Here is a 20202-nt window from a genome sequence, read left to right on the forward strand (position 1 = left end):
ATAAAGGATTGAAATTAATGAAAAAAACACTTCTTACATCCATTGGTGTTGCTGCTTTGGCGGTATCTGGTGCGGCAAATGCTCACTTCCAGCTGGTGTATACACCAGATGTGATTGTGGAAAAACCGACGAACATGGACATGAAGCTGGTATTCGGTCATCCGATGGAGAATGGCCATGTGATGGACATGGAAAAACCAGAGCAGTTTTTTGTTCAGTTTAAAGATAAGCGTATTGATTTGATGGACAAGCTTAAGTCAATTAGCTGGGCAGGCCCGGAGAATACGGCAAAAGCTTACCAGGCAGACTACAAAGTGAAGCGTAACGGCGATTATGTCTTTGCTGTTGTCCCGGCACCTTATTATGAAAAAGGTGAAGACATTTATATCCAGCAGATCACTAAGTCATATGTTAATAAAGGCGGCCTACCAACAGGTTGGGAGCAGCCGTTGGATCTTGCTACCGAAATTGTACCGCTGAATAAGCCCTACCAGGTTTTTGCTGGCGGCACGTTTAGCGGTCAGTTATTGAGTGAAGGCAAGCCCGCACCAGGTGTCGAGTGTGAGATTGAATACATCAATACAGATATTGATATGAAAGGTAACGGGTTTGGTAAAAAAACGTACCGTGAAGCGCCTGAAACTGCGATTGTGGCAATCACCGATCAGGATGGCGAATTTACTTTCGGTATCCCTAAAGCCGGGGTTTGGGGCTTTGCTTGTTTGGGGTCAGGCCCGGTAACCGAGCATAAAGGTAAAGAGTTGTCTCAAGATGCCGTTATCTGGGTGAATGCTCAGGAACTGTAGTTCTTCTGACTATAAATCCCCCCTGTGTAAAAGATACAGGGGGGTAACTCTAGAGGCTACGAGTTTTCTTTAAGGTAGCTCAAAACAACATCATGATGATCCTTGGTTTTGAACTTATTGAAGACATGCTCAATCACACCTTCTTCATTGATTAAAAAGCTGATGCGGTGTAGGCCGTCATAGATCTTACCCATAAACTTCTTCTCGCCCCATACGCCGAACTGCTCGGCGACAGCATGGTCCTCATCAGAAAGCAGCGTGAAATTCAGGTTGTCACGCTCGATAAATTTAGGCAGGCGTTTTACTGCATCGATACTGATACCGAGTACTTCGACATTGAGATCATCTAATTCTGCTTTGCTGTCACGCAGGCCACAGGCCTGAACCGTACAACCCGGCGTCATGGCCTTCGGATAAAAGTAAGCAAGTACCTTCTTACCTTTGAAGTCTGCCAGGCTGACCGGCTGGTTGTCTTGGTTGAGTAAGGTGAAGGCTGGCGCTGGCGTACCGGCGGTCAAAGTCTTCATATGGAGTTTCCTTATTGATTATGGCCGATGAAGGTCACGTTGCCAGAGACCAGTAAATCCTGGCACAGTGCCTCATATTCTTCTTGTAAAGTCATTAAGTTACAGCCTTCAGGCAGGTTGGTACTGATCTGTAACTGAAAACGGTTTGGGCTGTTACCATTGTCTGCTTCGTGGGTGTGAGCACTTAACGAAGCAATATCGATTTGCCGAGTGGCAAAAAAGTGGGTGAATTGCTCTATGAGCCCCGGGCTGTCGTCGGCTTCGATATGAAAGTCAGCGGTGTAAGGGAAAAAGCGGTACTCATGTTTAGAGGTACGTTTCATAACCGTCAGCAGATCATGCTCTTGTGCCTTCAGTGGTAATGTTGATTCCACTCGGGAAATGGCATTAGCATTACCAGAAAGCAGCATGATTAGGGTGAATTCTTTGCCGAAAATTGCAAGACGGCTATCAACGATATTACAGTCACACTGACTGATCAGGCGCGTAAGCTCGTCAGAGATGCCAGGTCGGTCCGTTCCTACGGCTGTGATTACTAGATAATGTTCCATATTTACACACATCGGATTGTTATTATCATTTGCATGGTAGCACAGTCATTGTAAACCAAGCTATTTATGGACGGTCATTGCAGTATCAAAATAGGACCGCGGATAGGTTTTAGAATGATATTCTATGAAAAGGGAATAAATAATCGATTAGTACCAACTATCTGATTGGTTTTACTTCACTGATTTACATACTCCTGTCTTGAGTTTACTGTAACTGAAAAGTACCATGGATATTCCAAGCAGCATCACTATCTGCATAGATAATGGCACTGCTTGGTATTCATTTTTAAGGGGAGATGGACATGTTTTCAGGAAGCATGGTAGCGCTAGTTACACCGCTAGATGAAGCCGGAGAAGTTGATTATGCAAGTCTGGCATCATTAGTGGAATACCACATTGCGGCAGGGACTGATGCAATTGTGGCAGTAGGAACCACGGGTGAATCGGCAACATTAACAGTTGATGAGCATGTGAAGGTGGTTCTGAAGACCTTAGAATTTGCCAAGGGCCGTGTTCCGGTTATTGCTGGAACCGGTGCGAATGCAACCCATGAAGCCATCACCTTCAGTAAACTTTTCTCGGGCACAGGTGTTGCGGGTTGTTTGAGTGTAACGCCTTACTACAATAAGCCGACTCAGGAAGGTTTATACCAGCATTATAAAGCGATTGCCGAAGCGACGGATTTGCCTCAGATTCTTTATAATGTACCAGGGCGCACAGCCGTTGACTTGTTGCCGGAAACTGTTGCCCGTCTTGCTAAGATTGACAATATTGTCGGTATTAAAGATGCAACCGCTGATTTGTCACGAGTACAAAAAACGCGGGAACTTTGTGGCGAAGACTTCATCCAACTAAGCGGTGATGATGCTAGCGGGCTAGATTTTGTTGCCGCTGGAGGTCATGGGGTTATTTCGGTAACGGCTAATGTGGCTGCGGCGGATATGGCAACCATGTTTAAGCTGGCACTTGCTGGTCAGTTCGAAGCGGCAAAAGAAATTAACGAACGATTGATGCCGCTGCATAAGAAATTGTTTGTTGAATCAAATCCAATTCCGGTTAAGTGGGCCGCACATCAACTTGGTCTGATTAAGTGTGGACAGTTGCGCCTGCCACTGACTGAGTTGAGTGAGTCTGCACAACCAGTGGTAGCAGAGGCTCTTAAGGATGCCAATGTGCTGCTGTAATTTGCTAGAGCGTAGGAGCGCGGAAGCTTAATGAATTATAAATACAGGCTGGTGGTAACAGCTGTCATGGTTGCCACATTGGCTGGTTGTTCTGGTGGTGCAGAGCGTCGCCGCCAGGCAAATCAGGACTTTACTTATCTTGAAACCAAGCCATTGGAGTCATGGACTTTACCAAGTGGCGCACAGGCCTCTCAGGTGAATGACTATGTGATTCCTGACCAGGCTTTTTCTGGTGAGTTAGGTTCCGCTGTGGACATTCGTCCGCCCCAGCAGGTTCTGGCCTTGATCCCGGGCGCGCGTTCGGTGAAAAGTAGCGATGGCGTCACATTGGTACTGGCGAAGCCAGAAGAGTTGACCAAAGTATGGCTTCTTACTCAGCGCTTAATCGCTGAACGTAATATTCAGATTCAAACACAATCTGCCGATGCCATTGAGACCGACTGGATCAGTTGGACGAATGAGGATGAGGAAAGCGAGATTAGCAACCGCTATCGCATCGAAAAGTCATCCGATCCAAGCCGTAACACTTATCAGATCACTTTGATTGATTGGCGTGAAGGCGGGGTAGAAAAACCTGTCACGGCGATTAACAAAGAGCGTTACAGTATTTTGATGACCAACCTGGTCACGGCACGTTATGATCAGCAAGAGCGTGAGCAAGCGAGACTACGTGCCCAAGAGCTGGTTAAGCAGATCCCGATTTCTATGGGACAGGATCGTAGCGGCCTACCGGTAATTATTGCCCGCGCACCTTACAATATATTCTGGGAACGCTTACCGAGTCTGCTGGGTCAGCTTGGCTTTAGCGTTGAAGGGCGTAATCGCTCACAAGGTGTTGTTGAGGTGAAGTTTAAGTCACCGGATGATGAATTTTGGACTGAGCTGGGTACCAAACCAATTCAACTTGATAACCGTACCTATAATCTGCAGCTGGGCGATCTGGGCAACCGCACGTCGATCAACGTGACAGATACTGACGGTAAGCCTGTAACCGAAGATGCGCTGAAGAGTCTGGCTCCGGTATTTGCTGCGGCGATTGATCGCGCCAATAACAGCTAAGCCCATTGGTGTCGAACTCGCAGTTATAAAAAAACCGCTCCGGCCAGGCCGCAGCGGTTTTTTCTATCTCAGCTTTGCAAAAAGCGAGAGTCATTGAATGCTCTCGCTTCAGCAATAAGCTTATTTCACTTCTTCACCTTGCGCCTGCATATCGGCGTGGTAGGAAGAGCGGACAAACGGGCCACAGGCAGCATGGGTGAAGCCCAGCTCCAGTGCGATTTCCTTCAGTTCATCAAACTCTGCAGGCGGTACGTAGCGCTCAACCGGCAGGTGGTGTCGGCTTGGGGCTAGGTACTGGCCTAGGGTCAGCATGGTGACACCATGGGCACGCAGATCTTTCAGTACTTCGATAATTTCTTCTTTGGTTTCACCCAGACCCATCATTAAGCCCGATTTAGTCGGTACTTCAGGATGCATTTCCTTGAATTTTTTCAGCAGGTCGAGTGACCACTGGTAATTTGCTCCCGGGCGCGCCTTACGGTACAGGCGAGGGGCCGTTTCAAGGTTGTGGTTGAACACATCTGGCGGACTATCACGTAGGATTTCTAGCGCACGGTCCATACGACCGCGGAAGTCCGGTACCAGTGTTTCAATCTTGATCTCCGGGCTTTTTGCTCGGATTTCGCGGGTACAATCCGCAAAGTGCTGAGCACCGCCGTCGCGAAGATCATCACGGTCCACAGAGGTCACTACAACATAGCGTAGTTTCATATCTGCGATAGTCTTGGCCAGCTGAGTTGGCTCCTCGGCATTCGGTGGCAGAGGACGACCGTGGGCAACGTCGCAGAATGGGCAACGGCGAGTACAGATAGCACCCAGAATCATAAAGGTTGCAGTACCGTGGTTAAAACACTCTGCCAGGTTAGGGCAAGATGCTTCCTCGCACACAGAATGAAGCTTGTTTTTGCGCATCGCTGACTTAATGTCCTGGATGCGCTTACTGTCAGATGGAAGTTTGATTTTCATCCATTCTGGCTTACGTAATACTTCCTTCGGTGCTTCTTCTGTCACGCTACGGACAGGGATCAGCGCCATTTTATCGGCATCACGGTATTTGACACCTTGTTCGATTTTAATTGGTTTGCTCATTATGAATTGCTTTCCGTTATCCACTCAACGCTCTGATAATCGAGCAGTTTGACTAGCTCTTCTATAAGTACAGGCTGAACTTCTGCCAGTTCAGATGGGCCATTAATTGATGCTAACTGGGTCATTTCCATCCCCTGATAGCCGCATGGGTTAATGCGCAAAAATGGCGCCAGGTCCATGTTGATATTGAGTGCCAGACCATGAAAAGAGCAACCACGCCTGATACGTAGACCTAGTGAGCATATCTTCTGACCGTCGACATACACACCCGGTGCATCTGGGCGGGCATTGGACTCGATCCCAAACTGGGAAAGAGTGTTTATTACCGTATTTTCGATGTGGGTGACCAGTTCACGCACACCAAGCTTAATACGTCGCAGATCAATCAGAATGTATGCTACCTGTTGACCGGGACCATGATAGGTCACCTGGCCGCCACGGTCGCTTTGTACCACAGGTATATCGCCAGTATTGAGCAGGTGCTCGGCTTTACCTGCCTGACCTTGGGTAAACACGGGATTGTGTTCAACCAACCAGACTTCGTCTGTGGTTTCTGAACAGCGTTGATCTGTGAATTCGTGCATGGCCTGCCAGGTCGGTTCGTAGTCCCGGCGGCCAAGGTTTCGAATGATAATTTTCTTTTGCAACTTAACACCCATATTGTCACCAGGCTAAGCCTGAATTAATGACACCACGCTATGGGTGCATTATAAAACTCGGCGGCTGAATTTTCAGCCGCCATTTTGTAGGGGAATTAACGCGAGTGGAATTAAAGTACCACGCGAACAATATCAATTTCGCCCAACTCTTTATAAAGCGTCTCTACCTGTTCAATTGATGTTGCTGTAATAGAAACAGAAACAGCACTGTAAGTCCCTTTACCGCTCGGTTTGACCGTCGGCGTGTAATCGCCAGGGGCGTGACGCTGAATGACTTCAACAACCAGATCCGGTAGTTCAGGTTTATTGTAACCCATCACCTTGTAAGCGAATTTACAAGGGAACTCTAGTAGATCTTTTAGTTTTGGTTGTTCTTGCTGTTGCATTCTGAACTCCAGTGTTTTGCATTCAGTATTACTGTGTTTTGCAGAGCATATTAATGTGTCATCCGCTATAAAACAAGCATGTGACGGTAGTGTCGGTTGTTGGCCGATAAAAAAAGAGGCAACACAGGTTGCCTCTTTTTATTGGTTTTCAGTAAGCTGGATTAGCTTAACCAGCCTTTAAATAGCAACATAATGTAATCAATTAAGCGACTGAACAGACCACCTTCATTAACATCGTTCAATGCCAGCAACGGGTACTCGGCGATGTCTTCTTCGCCGACACGGTAGTAAAGCTTACCGACTACATCACCTTTGGCGATAGGCGCCTTCAGCTCTTTTTCTAGCACAAAGCTGGCTTTCAGATCTTTGGTCTGGCCGCGAGGCAGGGTAACAAAGGTATCTTCGCTCACACCTAGAGAGACTTCATCGGTGTCACCCATCCATACCTTTTCGGTGACAAAGGTTTCATTGGCTTTGTGTGGCGAGACTGTTTCGAAGAAGCGGAAGCCGTAGTTCAGCAGCTTCTTGCTTTCAGCTTTACGGGCGTTCGGGTTCTTGGTACCCATAACAACCGAGATCAGGCGCATTTTGCCTTCCGTTGCAGTACTTACCAGGCTGTAACCGGCATTGTTGGTATGCCCTGTTTTCAGGCCGTCAACGTTGAGGCTTTTATCCCAAAGTAGGCTGTTACGGTTGTACTGAGTGATACCGTTGTAGGTAAACGACTTCTCTTTGTAGATTGCGAACTCATCAGGAACATCGCGGATCAGGCCCTGTGCCAGAAGCGCCATATCGTAAGGCGTTGTTAGCAGGCGCGGGTTGTCCAGGCCATGCACGTTGGCAAAGTGGGTAGAATCCATGCCCAGTGTCTTTGCCCAGGCATTCATGAGATCGACAAAAGACTCTTCCGAACCTGCCACGTGTTCTGCCATTGCCACACAGGCATCGTTACCAGACTGAATAATGATACCGCGATTCAGATCAGCAACTTTTACCTCGCTACCGACTTCAATGAACATTTTCGATGAGCCAGGGAAGTTCTTTGCCCAGGCATTTTTACTGATCACGACCGTGTCATCCATCGAGATATTGCCGCGGTTGACTTCTTGACCAATAACGTAGCTGGTCATCATCTTGGTCAGGCTAGCTGGCGGGATTTGATCGTATTCTTTGTTTCCGGCCAAGATTTTGCCGGAATGGTAATCCATTAATACGTAGCCCTTAGCAGCAATCTGAGGGGCTTCAGGTACTACAGCTGGTGCAGCTGCGACAGAAGCTGAAGCTAGCATAGTCGCTGATACAGCTACAGAACGAATAAGTGCAGCAGATTTCTTCATGATAGTTGTAACTTAATTTGTCGATTGCAAAAAAACTTCACACACTATATCAGATTGAAAACTTAGAACCAGTTTTGCCGCAGCCGAAGCAGGGCTTGTTTGGGATTCTTGATATTTTTTGACATAAAGTATGCGTAAGCCAGAGTTAGATAGAGTCTATATTATTGCTTTGGTTCCAACTCGCGTTGCGAGGTGATGATAAATGCCTGCGGATAAAGCCTGGTTTTGGCCTTATCGCGCTGGATAATTGCCTCGTCTCGGTCTAGATAAGGCCCCAGGCGCAGGCGGTAAACTTCGGCAGACTCTGCTTTTTTCAGATCAACCTGGGTGGCAAAGTCTTGCTCCAGCTGCTTGGCGATCTGCTGGGCTTTTTCCTCATTGGTGACGGCAGCCAACTGAACGAAGTAGTAGTGCGGGTTGGCACTTTGCCACTCGTCGAGAGAATCCGGCTTAGGGACACGGATGAGTTCGATTTTTACCGGGGCTGTGCCGTGCTTGATCACATCCAGTTTTGTTGCCGCCGCCATGCTCAGATCGATGATACGACCTTCGTGAAACGGCCCTCGATCGTTGACCCGGACAATTGCCGTCTTGCCATTATTGGTATTGGTCACTCTGACATAGCTCGGGAGTGGCAGGGTCTTGTGAGCTGCCGTCATGGAGTACATATCGTAAATTTCACCGTTTGAGGTTTTATGGCCGTGAAATTTCTTGCCGTACCAAGAGGCGTAGCCTTCTTCACTGAACTCGGCCTTGCCGTCAACGATGGTATAGTCCTGGCCGCGCAGCGTGTAATCTTTGTTGCCTGCCAGGCTTTTGGATTCATAGCGAGGCTGGGCGTCTTCAATATGATCCAGGGTTGGCGATGATTCGGGGGCGACATCGTCGGCAATATCGTATCGCTCATTGCTCGGTGTTGAGCTACAGCCAGCCAGTAATAACAAAAGTGCAATAGGGTATACGCGCATTTAGGTCGCCTTAGACAACATTTTTCTGTGAGTGTGAATAGACATCAGGATCCCGAAGCCAGCCATTAGGGTGACCATGGAAGTACCGCCGTAACTTACCAGAGGTAGGGGGACTCCTACTACCGGTAACAGGCCGCTCACCATACCGATATTTACAAAGATATAAACAAAGAAGCTCAGGACAATACTGCCTGCCATCATGCGGCCGAAGGCGGTCTGGGCACGACTGGCGAGCAACAAGCCTCGCCCAATGATAAACAAGTAGATAGCCAGCAGGCAGATCACGCCGATCAGCCCCCATTCTTCCGCAATGACTGCGAAGATAAAGTCGGTATGACGCTCCGGCAAAAACTCCAGCTGTGACTGGGTACCCTGCATCCAGCCTTTACCCATCATGCCGCCAGAGCCAATGGCAATCTTGGACTGAATAATATGGTAGCCGGCACCGAGTGGATCAGATTCGGGGTTGAACAGAGTCAGTACCCGGGTGCGCTGGTAATCGCGCATCAGGAACAGCCATAAAACAGGTATGAAGGCACCCACCAGAACCCCGGCGGCTCCGATGATCCGCCAGCTGATCCCGGACAGAAACAGCACAAATACCCCAGAAGCAGCAATCAGGATCGAGGTACCGAGATCCGGTTGCTTGGCGATCAGGATGGTCGGAACAAAAATCATGACCAGCGCAATAACAATATTACGGAAACTAGGTGGTAGTGGCTGGTTTCCGATGAAGCGGGCGACCATCAAGGGGACCGCCAGCTTGATCAGCTCCGAGGGTTGGAAACGGACAAAGCCGAAATTCAGCCAGCGCTGCGCCCCTTTGGAGGCCTCGCCGAAAAACAATACCCCGAGCAGTAGCAACAGACCAATCCCGAACAGGTAAGGTGCCCAGTTCTCGTAGTGGCGAGGGGCTATTTGTGCCAGTATAAACATGACACCCAGCGACAGGCACATGCGTACGGCTTGGCGCTCCATCATCGGCAGGCTCTGGCCGCTGGCACTGTACATCACCATCAGGGCAAAGCCCATCAGTGTTAAAATACCCAGCAATAGCGGCATATCGAGATGTAGGCGATCACTGAGGGTTCTTTTTTTCCCTGTTGCGGCCATGACACTCATCGGCTTACCTCGGCTAACTTGGCATTGGTGGTTGTTTTCGATTGATCCGGCTGCTTGGGTTTGAGCAACATATGGTCAAAGATCTTTCTGGCGACCGGGCCACCGTTAGAAGAGCCACCACCGGCATTCTCCAATACCATTGATACCACCACTTCCGGTTTCTCATATGGAGCGAAGGCGGTAAATAACGCGTGGTCACGCAGATGTTCTTCCAGCTCTTCCGCATTGTATTTCTGGTCTTCTGCCAGCCCGAAGACCTGAGCCGAACCAGATTTACCACCGGCTTTGTACTGGGCACCATAGAAGGCACGGCGGGCCGTACCAAGAGTACCGAACAGTACCCGGTACATACCGTCTTTGGCAATGTCCCAATCATTTTGATCAACGCCGACTATTGGCGGGTATTCGTCAAATTTGGCCGGTACTGCGGTTTCGTCATCCAAGATGTCTTTGAGCAGGTGTGGTGGACGAACAACGCCGTTATTGACCAGTACTGTTGTCGCTTTGGCGATTTGGAGTGGCGTGGCTGTCCAGTATCCCTGGCCGATCCCGACCGGTATGGTATCGCCCTGATACCACGGCTGGCGGAAACGCGCCTGCTTCCATTCCCGGGTCGGCATATTGGCCTTGCTCTCTTCATGGATATCAATACCGGTATAATCACCGTAGCCAAAACGAGTCATCCAGTCAGACAGCCGGTCGATGCCAAGATCATAGGCAACCTGATAGAAGAAGGTATCGACGGACTCTTCAATCGCCTTATGGATATTGACCTTGCCATGTCCCCATCGTTTCCAGTCACGGAAAGGACGGCTATTGGAGTTCGGGATCTTCCAGTACCCCGGATCGTTACGGGTTGTACGAGGAGTGATCACCCCTTCGCTTAGTGCCGCAACGGCGATCATCGGTTTTACGGTAGACGCGGGCGGGTAGATACCGAGTGTGACACGGTTAACCAATGGGCGGTCTTTGTCGTTCAGTAGCTCGCGGTATTTTTTACCGGAAATACCATGCACAAAGAGGTTGGGATCATAGCTCGGGCTGGAAACCATCGCGAGTACCGAAGAGTCCCGAGGATCGAGCACGACGACTGAACCGCGTTTATGCTTGATGAGTTCCTCTCCGGTTTCAGGGTCCTGCTCGCGTACGGTCAGTAACTCTTTGACATACAACTGTAGCTCGATATCCAGGTTTAGGCGGATATCCTTGCCCGGGATCGGCGGAACATACTTCAGGGTACGAATGATCCGGCCGCGGCTGTTGACCTCGACCTCCTGGTAGCCGGAGGTTCCGTGCAGTAAATCCTCGTAATATTTTTCGATTCCCAGCTTTCCGATATCGCGAGTCGCTTTGTAGTTATTGATTTTTTCTTCGCGCTCTAGACGCTGGAGATCGCGGTCATTAATTTTTGCCACATAGCCTAATACGTGGGTTAAGGCTTCGCCGTAGGGATAATAGCGTTTTAGGTAGGCTTTGACCTCGACACCCGGAAATTGATGCTGGTTGACCGAAAACAGCGCAACTTGCTGTTCAGACAGCTGATTCAGGATTGGGACTGATTTGAACCTGCGGGTACGACGGCGCTCTTTACGGAATCTGTCGATATTCTCGTCCGAGACCCCCATCAAGTCTTTTAGCCGGACAAAGGTGTCCTCAAGATCGGCGACTTTTTCGGTGGTGATCTCGAGTGAATAAACCGGACGGTTTTCGGCCAGCAAGATGCCGTTACGATCATAGATCAGGCCGCGGTTCGGGGCGACAGGAACAACTTTGATCCGGTTATCGTTGGATCGTGTCTGGTAGTCTTCGTGCTGGCTAACCTGAATGTGATACAGGTTAGTCAACAGCAAGCCTACCAGCACGATAATGCCGATAAATGAGACAAGAGCCCGGCGGAAAAACAGCGCCGACTCAGCGCGATGGTCGCGGATCTGGGTTCGCTTTTGTCTCATTGGCAATTATTCTCTGTGATAAGGGTGGTTAGCCGTAATGCTCCAGGCGCGGTAAAGGCTTTCAGCCATCACCACCCGTACCAGAGGATGGGGTAGCGTCAGGGGAGACAACGACCAGCTTTGATCTGCTGCTGCTTTACAGGCCGGAGCCAGCCCTTCCGGGCCACCGATCAGGATCGATACATCACGCCCGTCCAGCTTCCAGCTTTCCAGTTGTTCAGCCAGTTGCTCGGTATCCCAGCGTTTGCCCGGAATATCCAGAGTGACAATACGGTTACCTTTCGGCACGGCTGCCAGCATTGCTTCGCCTTCTTTTTGTAGAATACGGGCAATATCGGCATTCTTACCGCGTTTACCTGCCGGGATTTCAATCAGTTCCAGCGGCATGTCTTTCGGAAAGCGGCGGCTATATTCTTTATAACCTTCCTCAATCCATTTGGGCATTTTGTTGCCAACAGCAATCAGTTGAAGCTTCATCGTCAATTAGCCCCAAAGCTTCTCCAGTTGATACAGGTTGCGAGCGTCTTCCTGCATGATATGCAGCATTACGCTACCCATATCCACTACAACCCACTCGCCGTCGTCTTCACCGCTGATCCCAAACGGAGGGAAATCGATCAGCTTTGATTCTTTGTTTACGTGATCCGCAATCGAGGCTACATGGCGGTTAGATGTGCCGGTACACACAACCATAAACTCTGTGATGCTCGACTTACCGCGTACGTCTAGAGTCACAATGTCTTGGGCTTTAATATCGTCAACTTTATCAACAATAAAATCGTGTAGTTCTTGAACCTGCAAAGGAATCCCCTCATTTGAGTGATTGGTGTAATAGTTTCAGTCTCAGATCGACCTGAGTCACAATTTAGCGGCGCAGTATACCATGCTCAACCTTGTTCGATACAAGTTGGCAGTAATTTTACATCAATAGCAATCTGAATAATGACCAGCTATTCAATCTGCCTCGTTCCGTGAGGCGCGGTTGCCTAAAAATGTTGCGCCATGGTATGGGTTTGTACGCCACACATTTCAGCACACAGGGCAGAGAGCGCCGGCCAGGGCTGATAGTCAAAGTCTGTTTTTACCCTGATTTCGAGGGCTGCTAGTTGCTGCAACAGCTGGATTAACGTACTGAGAGGCAGGCGGTGTAGCGCGCCGATATAGATTTCTCGACGGCTCTGCCAGACCCTGAACTGTTCAAAGATAATGTTCAGCGGCGTGCCCTTGCTGCCCATCTCCTGCATTTTGTACAGTTGGCTCAGCTCGCGCTGCAGGGTACGCAGCAGGATAACGGCTTCGATGCCTTCCCCTTCTAGTTGGCGCAATACCCGTTGGCTACGTTTGCTTTGCCCGGCAAGTACCGCATCGACCAGCTGGAACGGGGTGTAATGGTTATGGCGGCTCAGGGCTTCTTCGAGACGGACCACGGTCAGTGTGCCGTCTGGATAGAGCAGGGTGAGCTTTTGCAGGCTCTGCGCCAGAGCCAGTAAGTTGCCTTCATGCCACTGGGCCAGCATTAGCACCGATTCATGATCGGGCTGGAGGCCCAGCTGCTGGCAACGGCCTTGGATAAAGCGTGGTAAATGACGGGCATCTGGGGTGTTACAAGGGACATACAGTCCGAGATCGGCAAGGGCCTTAAACCATTTGGTACTTTCTTGCTTCTTGTTCAGACGCGGTCCGTGAATCAGCAGCAAAATGTCACTGTGCAGGATCGCTATCACTTCTTGCAGGGCTTTTGCCTGGTTGGCATTGAGGCCTGATTCCGGTACTTCAAGCTCGATGAGCTGGCGCGAGGAGAACAGGCTCATGGCCTGGCAGCAGTCAAGTACCTGGTTCCATTCTAGCTGGGCGTCAATGGTAAAGGCGTGGCGTTCATCAAACCCGGCTTTTTCGGCGGCTTGCCTGATTTGAGTGCTGCATTCTTGCTTTAGCAGCGGTTCGTTGCCAAACAGAAGGTAGGCTTGACGCAGCCCCTTGTTTAACTGCTGCGCCAGTTGTTCCGGGTAGATTCTCATTCTGTTTTGTTACTCGGGGTTGTCTCGTCTGCAAACAGGGCATTCCCTGCCTGCGTATCACCTTCGGCCTCGGTGGTAACAGTCGTTTCAGATAGGGCATTCGCACTATCTTCCATCATGGCATCTAATTCGGCCTCTAGCTTTTCCTCTTCCATTTTGTCGAAGACTGCCGTTAGGCGAGCTAGCTGGCGCATGATCTGGCGGGAGGCCTGCTGGCGCATCTCATCTTCGATCATGTCGCGTTCAACCGACTTTGCTAGCGCGGTTAATGGGTTATCGAGAAAGGTGCGGTTTACTTTGGTGGTATAGGTCTGGGCGCCTTTATCTGGTACCACAATGCTGTAGCGCACTGAGTATGTTAGTTCATACTCGGCTGCCCGGCTATTTTGGTAAAGTGATAGGGTACGCTTCCCTGTTGATTCACTGATCAGGTGCAGGTTAGGTACTTTGGCTGATGGCGGTACGGACTCGATACCGTGCATTTTGAACTGGGACTCAACCAGACGGGTCAACTGGCCGTAGCGGTCAAAGCTGGTCAGGGAGAGTTTGGCGATATCGTCAGGTAACATGTAGTTACCGCGGAGGTGGAAACCACAAGAAGCAGTGGCCAAGGCCATTACTGCAACAAAGAGGGTTCGGATAGTGCTTTTTAAGGAAAAGAAAGCTTTCACCGAGTCTGCTCCATGAAAAAGTAAGTGAAAACTGACCGGTCAACGTTGTTGAGCCGGCTAAAGGATAGGGTGGACCGGTAGAGAGCCAGCCATGGTCCCCGTGAACGGGAACCATGGGTTAGGCACTAATAAACTGCTTTAGTTCGCGACAATGTTCAGCAATTTACCAGGAACGTAGATCACTTTACGCACTGTCTTACCGTCGGTGAACTTAGTTACGTTCTCATCGTTTAAGCCAAGTTCTTCAACTTGTTCTTTGGTTGCATCAGCCGCAACGGTCAGTTTGGCTCGTAGCTTGCCGTTTACCTGAACAATGATCAGTTTCTCATCTTCAACCAATGCTTTTGCATCAGCTTCAGGCCATACAGCTTGGTCGATGTTGCTCTCACCTAGCGCTTCCCACATTTCGAAACAGATGTGTGGAGTCATTGGGTAAAGCATACGAACGATAGCTTTTAGTGCTTCATCAAGCAGCGCACGGTCTTGTGCAGATTCTTGAGAGGCTTTCGCTAGCTTGTTCATCAGTTCCATGATAGCAGCAATCGCGGTATTGAACGTCTGACGACGGCCGATATCATCGCTTACTTTCGCAATGGTTTTGTGAACGTCACGACGAAGTGCTTTCTGATCTGAAGACAGTGCAGCAACATCTACAGCTTCTGTAGCACCTTTGGTTGCGTGCTCGTTAACCAGTTTCCATACACGTTTCAGGAAGCGGTTCGCGCCTTCAACACCAGACTCTTGCCACTCAAGCGTCATGTCTGCAGGTGATGCAAACATCATGAATAGACGAACGGTATCAGCACCGTACTTGTCTACCATCTCTTGTGGGTCGATACCGTTGTTTTTCGACTTAGACATTTTGATCATGCCTGAGTGCGTTACGTCACGGCCTTGGTTATCAACTGCTTTTTCGATACGGCCTTTGCTGTCGCGCTCGATTTCAACGTCTGTCGGCGCAATCCACTCTTTGGTACCTTTGTCGTTAGTGTGGTAGAAAGCATCAGCCAGTACCATACCTTGACATAGCAGTTGCTTAAACGGCTCGTCAGAGGTCACGTAACCTGCGTCACGTAGCAACTTGTGGAAGAAGCGCGAGTACAGCAGGTGCATACAAGCGTGCTCGATACCACCGATGTACTGGTCTACTGGTAGCCAGTAGTTCGCTTTTTCTGGGTCTAGGATGTCATCCGCTTGTGGAGAACAGTAACGCGCGTAGTACCAAGACGATTCCATGAAAGTATCAAAGGTATCTGTTTCGCGTAGTGCCGGCTCACCGTTAAAGGTAGTTTTCGCCCACTCTTTATCCGCTTTGATTGGACTTGTTACGCCGTCCATTACCACGTCTTCCGGCAGGATAACTGGTAGTTGGTCAGCCGGTACCGGGTGAACCTCACCGTCTTCAGTTGTTACCATTGGGATTGGTGCACCCCAGTAACGCTGACGGGAAACCCCCCAGTCACGTAGACGGAAGTTTACGGTCTTCTTACCTTTGCCTTCTGCTTCTAGTTTCGCTGCAATTGCATCGAACGCCGCTTGGAAGTCTAGACCGTCAAATTCGCCAGAATCGAACAGGACACCTTTTTCGGTGTAAGCCGCTTCTGATACGTCAAGCTCGCTGCCGTCTTCTGGTTTGATAACCGGAACGATGTCCAGGCTGTATTTGGTCGCAAATTCGAAGTCACGCTGATCGTGGGCTGGTACCGCCATTACCGCACCTGTGCCGTAATCCATCAGGACAAAGTTAGCCACGAAGACAGGAACGCGACGGCCGTTTAGCGGGTGAATCGCGTATAGGCCTGTTGCCATGCCTTTCTTTTCCATGGTTGCGAGTTCTGCTTCAGCAACTTTGGTGTTCTTACATTCTTCGACAAATGCTGCTAGCTCAGTGTTGTTCTGAGCCGCCAGTTCAGCCAGAGGATGACCCGCGGCAATCCCCACGTACGTAACACCCATCAGGGTATCAGGGCGAGTTGTGTAGACTTCCAGCGGTGCGTCTTGACCTTCAACGTTAAAAGACAGCTCAACACCTTCAGAGCGGCCGATCCAGTTGCGCTGCATGGTTTTAACCATTTCAGGCCAGCCGTCCAGGTTGTCTAGATCGTCTAGTAGCTCTTGTGCGTATTCAGTGATTTTGATGAACCACTGTGGAATCTCTTTTTGCTCTACCGGGGTATCACAGCGCCAGCAGCAACCATCTTCTACCTGCTCGTTAGCCAGTACAGTTTGGTCGTTAGGGCACCAGTTTACTGAAGAGGTTTTCTTGTAAACCAAGCCTTTGTTGTACAGCTTAGTGAAAAACTCTTGTTCCCAACGGTAGTACTCAGGGGTACATGTTGCGAATTCACGGTTCCAGTCGTAACCCAAGCCTAGTGATTTAAGCTGGTTCTTCATGTACTCGATGTTTTCATAAGTCCATGGCGCTGGTGCGGTGTTGTTTTTAACCGCAGCGTTTTCTGCTGGCAGGCCAAATGCATCCCAACCGATTGGTTGCATAACATTCTTGCCTTGCAGACGCTGGTAACGAGAAACAACATCACCGATGGTGTAGTTACGAACGTGGCCCATGTGCAGTCGACCGCTTGGGTACGGGAACATGGAGAGACAGTAGAATTTTTCTTTATTAGGGTCTTCACTTACAACAAAGGTCTTGTTGTTGTCCCAGTGTTCTTGAACTTTCTGTTCAATGTCCTGTGGGCGATATTGTTCTTGCATCGATGACATCCAGGATTTTGTGAGTTGAGTACAAACACATTCAATATAATCGACATAGAATAACTAAAGGTAGAGGTGTCAACAATAGCTGAGGCCAATTCGGAGAGTAATTGTTAGTTCTTGTCTCTATTGTTGGAGTTAATGCCAGTCAGATTATTGGCCTGTTTGGTATATCAGCCCCAATCGCACCACAGAAATAGGAGGTGATCCATGGCTAAGCAAAAAAAGGACTATGAAGCGCTACTGGAGCAGGTAACTGAAACCTTGAAGCATAGCCCGGACGAGCTGAAGCACGTGGCGGAAGTTATGGCGAAATACCGTGAGGCCGCCAGCGATATGACCAAGGATGAATGGGCACTGATTTCTGCTTATCTGAAGCGGGATCTCAAAGAGTTCGGTCAAAATGTCGAAGAGAGCCCAGAGCCCTTCAGCGAGAGCCCGTTCTACCGTGTTGTGGCTGAAACTATCTGGGAAGGGTTGGCCGAAATTACTGACAAAACTCAGATCGAGTGGCGTGAGGTGATGGACGATCTGCAGCACCAGGGGGTCTACCAGGCGGGAGAAATCATTGGCCTTGGTAACTTAGTGTGCGAAAAGTGCGGTCATCACGAAATGATCACTCATGTAAAGAAAATTGAGCCGTGCCTCAAGTGCGGACACACTCAGTTTACCCGCCGACCGCTGTCACCTTAATTTCGAATTAGCTGCGGTATCTTTATCGACAAGTCACGGGCGGTAGGCCAGTGACTCGTCTTTCATGTGAGCCGGTGGGTTATTCTGGACGCTCGAGCGTTTTGACTACGACGGACGCAGGTTCGTTATTGTGCTGTGTGTCGGTTTCCTGCGCCTGTGACATAACAAGTGGCTCGAAGCTAAACGTCTGCCCTGCCAGCGAGGCTTCAATCATCATTCCCCCCTTGGCGTAGGTGAACACGGCAATTCCGTTGGTGTAGCTGGCATCGATAAACTGCTGGCCAGAGCTGGCGCTGAGACCGGCGGTACCAGCTTTTGCCTGCGCCCCTTCTGTCAGGGCTACCGCCGATGCCTGAGCATCAAGCTCAAAACTGCCGCTGGTGAAACGTTCGTAGGCCCGCTTATCCTGGAAGAAAATAATTTCGCTGTAGGACTGGCCACCGAACTGGAGGCCAAACGACACCTGGTAGAGTTTGCTTGAACCAGTAGCAATATGATTTTTATAGACAGTGCCGCTGCCATAGGCCCCGCCGATCCAGAAACCGCCCTTGCCCACGGATGGGAATACCGCGTAACCATATGCCGACTTGAAGAATGGCCGGGTTTGCTCTGCGGCACGAAAATGGCTCAGGCTGGCCTGGGTATCAATGTCTTCTTTGGCGACAGAGCCGGAGGCGACACACAGCAGCGCAAGCGTGCTCAGCATGGCGAATAGTCGGTTGATGGTTTTCATTCACGCTTCCTTGTAGTAACAGGGGGACTCACATTGTTTTTATACTAGCAATATGAAAAAAAAGGCGAAGAGTTTATCTTCGCCTTTTCAGTTTCTATTCAGCTGGATACCAACCAAGACAAGTATTTGTTCATTCTCGCTGGTTCAAATCATCAATAGTTACTTATTCTGGTTGGTATTACTCACTTTCCTGCGGCCGATGATCGCGGAAATGGCCCGCCTGGCGTCTGAACAGAATAAACGACAGGGTCAGGGACCATAGGATATAGAAGTATAGTGGCCAGCTTCCCAGGCTTGTGTAAGGAGTTAATCCTTCGGTTGGAACGACAGTCGCTCTCAGTACGGCGGTTTCGAACTGCGGGATCTGGTCGGTAATTTTTCCGGTGTGGTCGACAACACCTGTTACCCCGTTATTGGTTGCGCGCAGTAGCGGTTTGCCGAGCTCAAGTGAGCGCATCTGGGCAATTTCCATGTGCTGGAATGGTCCTATCGAGGTGCCAAACCAGGCATCGTTGGACAGTGTCAGTAATAGCTCGGTATCGATGTTCACATTCTGGCGGACCTGTTCGCTGAAGGCGATCTCGTAGCACAGTGCAGGAGCCAGCGAATAGCCATTGGCTTCAAGGTTGGGTTGGACAAAATCGCCACGGCTGAATGATGACATCGGCAGGTTGAAGAATGGCGCTATTGGGCGCAGCAAATCGCCAAAAGGCACGAACTCACCAAATGGCAGTAATTGATGCTTACTGTAGCGGTGGGCACTCTCATAGTTGTAGGGACCGTCGGTATTCATACCTAAAGTTAGGATATTATTGAAATACTGGCCGTCTTCCTTCTGATCGAGCACTCCGGTGATGACGGTGCTGTTGTTATTGCGGGCGGCACTATCGAGGTTTTGCAGGAATGTTGGTACCTGAGTTTCCAGCGCTGGGATTGCCGCTTCCGGCCAGACGATCAGATCGGCATCCCAGTTCTCACGGGTCAGATCGGTGTATTTCATCAAGGTTGGCCAGCGTTGGCTCGGTAGCCATTTGAGCTCCTGTGGCACATTTCCCTGGATCAGGGCGACTTCGACGCTTTTCTCTGGGGCAGGAGTAACCCACTGGATACTGCCTGCTAGCCCACTTAACCCGATGATCAAGACCGGGATTAGAAGTGGTTTCCAGTTGCGATCGCACCATGCTGCAACGAATGCGCCACTGCACAACATAAGGGCAAGGGTAATGCCTTCAACCCCGAGGATCGGTGCAATTGCCGCAAATGGGCTATCAACCTGGCTATAGCCCATCCACAGCCAGGGAAACCCGGTTAGAAACCAGCCACGGAACCAGTCGAGCAACAGCCAGATCACCGGCCCGCTCAGCAATAGCTGGTGGAATGGACGCCCGCGGTTGAAGCGGTTAAACAGGGCGCCAAATGCGGCGGGGAACAAGGCCAGGTAGCTGATCAGCAAGCCCATCAGGAACATACTGGCAACTTTCGGCATGCCGCCGAAGGTATCAATACTGACATGGACCCAGCTGATCCCAGTACCAAATAGGCCCAGGCCCCAAAGGAAGCCGATCAGGCCAGAGCGCTTGATAGTTTGGTTCTGTAGCAGGTAGAGAAAAGCAAAAATGGAAACTGGTGCTAGGTACCAGTAGTTATAGGGGGCAAACGAGAGGGTGGCGAGTGCACCCGAAGGGACAGCTAAAAATAGCTGTCCCAACGTCATTAATGATTTTTTTTTCAT

20 protein-coding genes are annotated in these 20202 nt (G+C 49.9%); 4 read left to right on the forward strand and 16 right to left on the reverse strand.

Annotated features, from left to right (window positions below):
• The first annotated feature begins 17 nt into the window (after positions 1-17).
• Positions 18-806, forward strand: a complete 789-nt coding sequence (locus tag MD588_RS23630) for a DUF4198 domain-containing protein (protein WP_265700308.1) — start codon at positions 18-20, stop codon at positions 804-806.
• Between the two features lie 56 nt (positions 807-862).
• Here the strand turns inward: MD588_RS23630 and bcp are convergent, their stop codons facing one another.
• Complete coding sequence (gene bcp, locus MD588_RS23635) at positions 863-1333, reverse strand: thioredoxin-dependent thiol peroxidase (protein WP_265700309.1); 471 nt, start codon at positions 1331-1333, stop codon at positions 863-865.
• Between the two features lie 11 nt (positions 1334-1344).
• Positions 1345-1884, reverse strand: coding sequence for an ACT domain-containing protein (locus tag MD588_RS23640; protein ID WP_265700310.1), 540 nt, complete (start codon positions 1882-1884; stop codon positions 1345-1347).
• Positions 1885-2186: 302 nt separating this feature from the next.
• On the opposite strand from MD588_RS23640, the gene dapA reads away from it, so the two are divergent.
• The gene (gene dapA / locus MD588_RS23645) at positions 2187-3068 is read left to right on the forward strand and encodes a 4-hydroxy-tetrahydrodipicolinate synthase (protein WP_265700311.1); all 882 of its coding nucleotides are present in this window, start codon (positions 2187-2189) and stop codon (positions 3066-3068) included.
• A 30-nt stretch (positions 3069-3098) separates the two neighbouring features.
• Positions 3099-4127, forward strand: a complete 1029-nt coding sequence (gene bamC / locus MD588_RS23650; RefSeq protein ID WP_265700312.1) for an outer membrane protein assembly factor BamC — start codon at positions 3099-3101, stop codon at positions 4125-4127.
• Between the two features lie 120 nt (positions 4128-4247).
• Here bamC and lipA read toward each other — a convergent pair whose 3' ends face one another.
• The 12 genes from lipA to leuS all read right to left on the reverse strand — a co-directional run bounded on the left by lipA (position 4248) and on the right by leuS (position 17044).
• Positions 4248-5216, reverse strand: a complete 969-nt coding sequence (lipA, locus tag MD588_RS23655; RefSeq protein WP_265700313.1) for a lipoyl synthase — start codon at positions 5214-5216, stop codon at positions 4248-4250.
• Complete coding sequence (lipB, locus tag MD588_RS23660; protein ID WP_407676611.1) at positions 5216-5875, reverse strand: lipoyl(octanoyl) transferase LipB; 660 nt, start codon at positions 5873-5875, stop codon at positions 5216-5218. Before lipB ends, lipA begins: the two co-directional genes overlap by 1 nt.
• A gap of 110 nt (positions 5876-5985) precedes the next feature.
• A complete protein-coding gene (ybeD, locus tag MD588_RS23665; protein WP_128786360.1) occupies positions 5986-6261 on the reverse strand; it encodes a DUF493 family protein YbeD in 276 nt (91 codons plus the stop codon).
• A 161-nt stretch (positions 6262-6422) separates the two neighbouring features.
• A complete protein-coding gene (locus MD588_RS23670; RefSeq protein ID WP_265700315.1) occupies positions 6423-7598 on the reverse strand; it encodes a serine hydrolase in 1176 nt (391 codons plus the stop codon).
• A gap of 161 nt (positions 7599-7759) precedes the next feature.
• Positions 7760-8566: a septal ring lytic transglycosylase RlpA family protein gene (locus MD588_RS23675; RefSeq protein WP_265700316.1), complete on the reverse strand. Its 807-nt coding sequence runs from the start codon at positions 8564-8566 to the stop codon at positions 7760-7762.
• Entirely contained in the window at positions 8567-9688 is a 1122-nt protein-coding gene (gene rodA, locus MD588_RS23680) for a rod shape-determining protein RodA (protein WP_265700318.1), read from the reverse strand.
• Complete coding sequence (gene mrdA / locus MD588_RS23685) at positions 9685-11640, reverse strand: penicillin-binding protein 2 (RefSeq protein WP_265700319.1); 1956 nt, start codon at positions 11638-11640, stop codon at positions 9685-9687. The genes rodA and mrdA overlap by 4 nt, the downstream gene beginning before the upstream one ends.
• Positions 11641-11646: 6 nt before the next feature.
• Entirely contained in the window at positions 11647-12117 is a 471-nt protein-coding gene (gene rlmH, locus MD588_RS23690) for a 23S rRNA (pseudouridine(1915)-N(3))-methyltransferase RlmH (protein ID WP_265700320.1), read from the reverse strand.
• A 6-nt stretch (positions 12118-12123) separates the two neighbouring features.
• Positions 12124-12441, reverse strand: coding sequence for a ribosome silencing factor (gene rsfS / locus MD588_RS23695; protein ID WP_160657480.1), 318 nt, complete (start codon positions 12439-12441; stop codon positions 12124-12126).
• A gap of 185 nt (positions 12442-12626) precedes the next feature.
• Positions 12627-13658, reverse strand: a complete 1032-nt coding sequence (gene holA, locus MD588_RS23700; RefSeq protein WP_265700321.1) for a DNA polymerase III subunit delta — start codon at positions 13656-13658, stop codon at positions 12627-12629.
• On the reverse strand, positions 13655-14329 hold the full coding sequence (locus MD588_RS23705) for an LPS-assembly lipoprotein LptE (RefSeq protein ID WP_265700323.1): 675 nt from the start codon (positions 14327-14329) through the stop codon (positions 13655-13657). Before MD588_RS23705 ends, holA begins: the two co-directional genes overlap by 4 nt.
• Before the next feature lie 138 nt (positions 14330-14467).
• Entirely contained in the window at positions 14468-17044 is a 2577-nt protein-coding gene (gene leuS / locus MD588_RS23710) for a leucine--tRNA ligase (protein WP_265700324.1), read from the reverse strand.
• A 210-nt stretch (positions 17045-17254) separates the two neighbouring features.
• Between leuS and MD588_RS23715 the strand changes: the two genes are divergently transcribed.
• Positions 17255-17737 (forward strand): zinc ribbon-containing protein, encoded by a 483-nt coding sequence (locus tag MD588_RS23715; protein ID WP_265700325.1) that lies wholly within the window; start codon positions 17255-17257, stop codon positions 17735-17737.
• A gap of 79 nt (positions 17738-17816) precedes the next feature.
• Here the strand turns inward: MD588_RS23715 and MD588_RS23720 are convergent, their stop codons facing one another.
• On the reverse strand, positions 17817-18470 hold the full coding sequence (locus tag MD588_RS23720) for a lipid-binding SYLF domain-containing protein (protein ID WP_407676612.1): 654 nt from the start codon (positions 18468-18470) through the stop codon (positions 17817-17819).
• Between the two features lie 178 nt (positions 18471-18648).
• A complete protein-coding gene (gene lnt, locus MD588_RS23725) occupies positions 18649-20202 on the reverse strand; it encodes an apolipoprotein N-acyltransferase (protein WP_265700328.1) in 1554 nt (517 codons plus the stop codon).

Origin of the sequence: Photobacterium obscurum, from assembly GCF_026191635.1 — a bacterium.
Taxonomy (GTDB): Bacteria; Pseudomonadota; Gammaproteobacteria; order Enterobacterales; family Vibrionaceae; genus Photobacterium; species Photobacterium obscurum.

What these genes read in the sequence shown, in the direction of transcription:
- lipA (WP_265700313.1), bottom strand. Translation starts at nt 5,216, where the DNA reads ATGAGCAAACCAATTAAAATCGAACAAGGTGTCAAATACCGTGATGCC.
- lnt (WP_265700328.1), bottom strand. Translation starts at nt 20,202, where the DNA reads ATGAAAAAAAAATCATTAATGACGTTGGGACAGCTATTTTTAGCTGTC.
- leuS (WP_265700324.1), bottom strand. Translation starts at nt 17,044, where the DNA reads ATGCAAGAACAATATCGCCCACAGGACATTGAACAGAAAGTTCAAGAA.
- MD588_RS23715 (WP_265700325.1), top strand. Translation starts at nt 17,255, where the DNA reads ATGGCTAAGCAAAAAAAGGACTATGAAGCGCTACTGGAGCAGGTAACT.
- rodA (WP_265700318.1), bottom strand. Translation starts at nt 9,688, where the DNA reads ATGAGTGTCATGGCCGCAACAGGGAAAAAAAGAACCCTCAGTGATCGC.
- rlmH (WP_265700320.1), bottom strand. Translation starts at nt 12,117, where the DNA reads ATGAAGCTTCAACTGATTGCTGTTGGCAACAAAATGCCCAAATGGATT.
- MD588_RS23640 (WP_265700310.1), bottom strand. Translation starts at nt 1,884, where the DNA reads ATGGAACATTATCTAGTAATCACAGCCGTAGGAACGGACCGACCTGGC.
- MD588_RS23720 (WP_407676612.1), bottom strand. Translation starts at nt 18,470, where the DNA reads ATGAAAACCATCAACCGACTATTCGCCATGCTGAGCACGCTTGCGCTG.
- ybeD (WP_128786360.1), bottom strand. Translation starts at nt 6,261, where the DNA reads ATGCAACAGCAAGAACAACCAAAACTAAAAGATCTACTAGAGTTCCCT.
- MD588_RS23630 (WP_265700308.1), top strand. Translation starts at nt 18, where the DNA reads ATGAAAAAAACACTTCTTACATCCATTGGTGTTGCTGCTTTGGCGGTA.
- MD588_RS23675 (WP_265700316.1), bottom strand. Translation starts at nt 8,566, where the DNA reads ATGCGCGTATACCCTATTGCACTTTTGTTATTACTGGCTGGCTGTAGC.
- MD588_RS23670 (WP_265700315.1), bottom strand. Translation starts at nt 7,598, where the DNA reads ATGAAGAAATCTGCTGCACTTATTCGTTCTGTAGCTGTATCAGCGACT.
- bamC (WP_265700312.1), top strand. Translation starts at nt 3,099, where the DNA reads ATGAATTATAAATACAGGCTGGTGGTAACAGCTGTCATGGTTGCCACA.
- dapA (WP_265700311.1), top strand. Translation starts at nt 2,187, where the DNA reads ATGTTTTCAGGAAGCATGGTAGCGCTAGTTACACCGCTAGATGAAGCC.
- lipB (WP_407676611.1), bottom strand. Translation starts at nt 5,875, where the DNA reads ATGGGTGTTAAGTTGCAAAAGAAAATTATCATTCGAAACCTTGGCCGC.
- holA (WP_265700321.1), bottom strand. Translation starts at nt 13,658, where the DNA reads ATGAGAATCTACCCGGAACAACTGGCGCAGCAGTTAAACAAGGGGCTG.
- bcp (WP_265700309.1), bottom strand. Translation starts at nt 1,333, where the DNA reads ATGAAGACTTTGACCGCCGGTACGCCAGCGCCAGCCTTCACCTTACTC.
- mrdA (WP_265700319.1), bottom strand. Translation starts at nt 11,640, where the DNA reads ATGAGACAAAAGCGAACCCAGATCCGCGACCATCGCGCTGAGTCGGCG.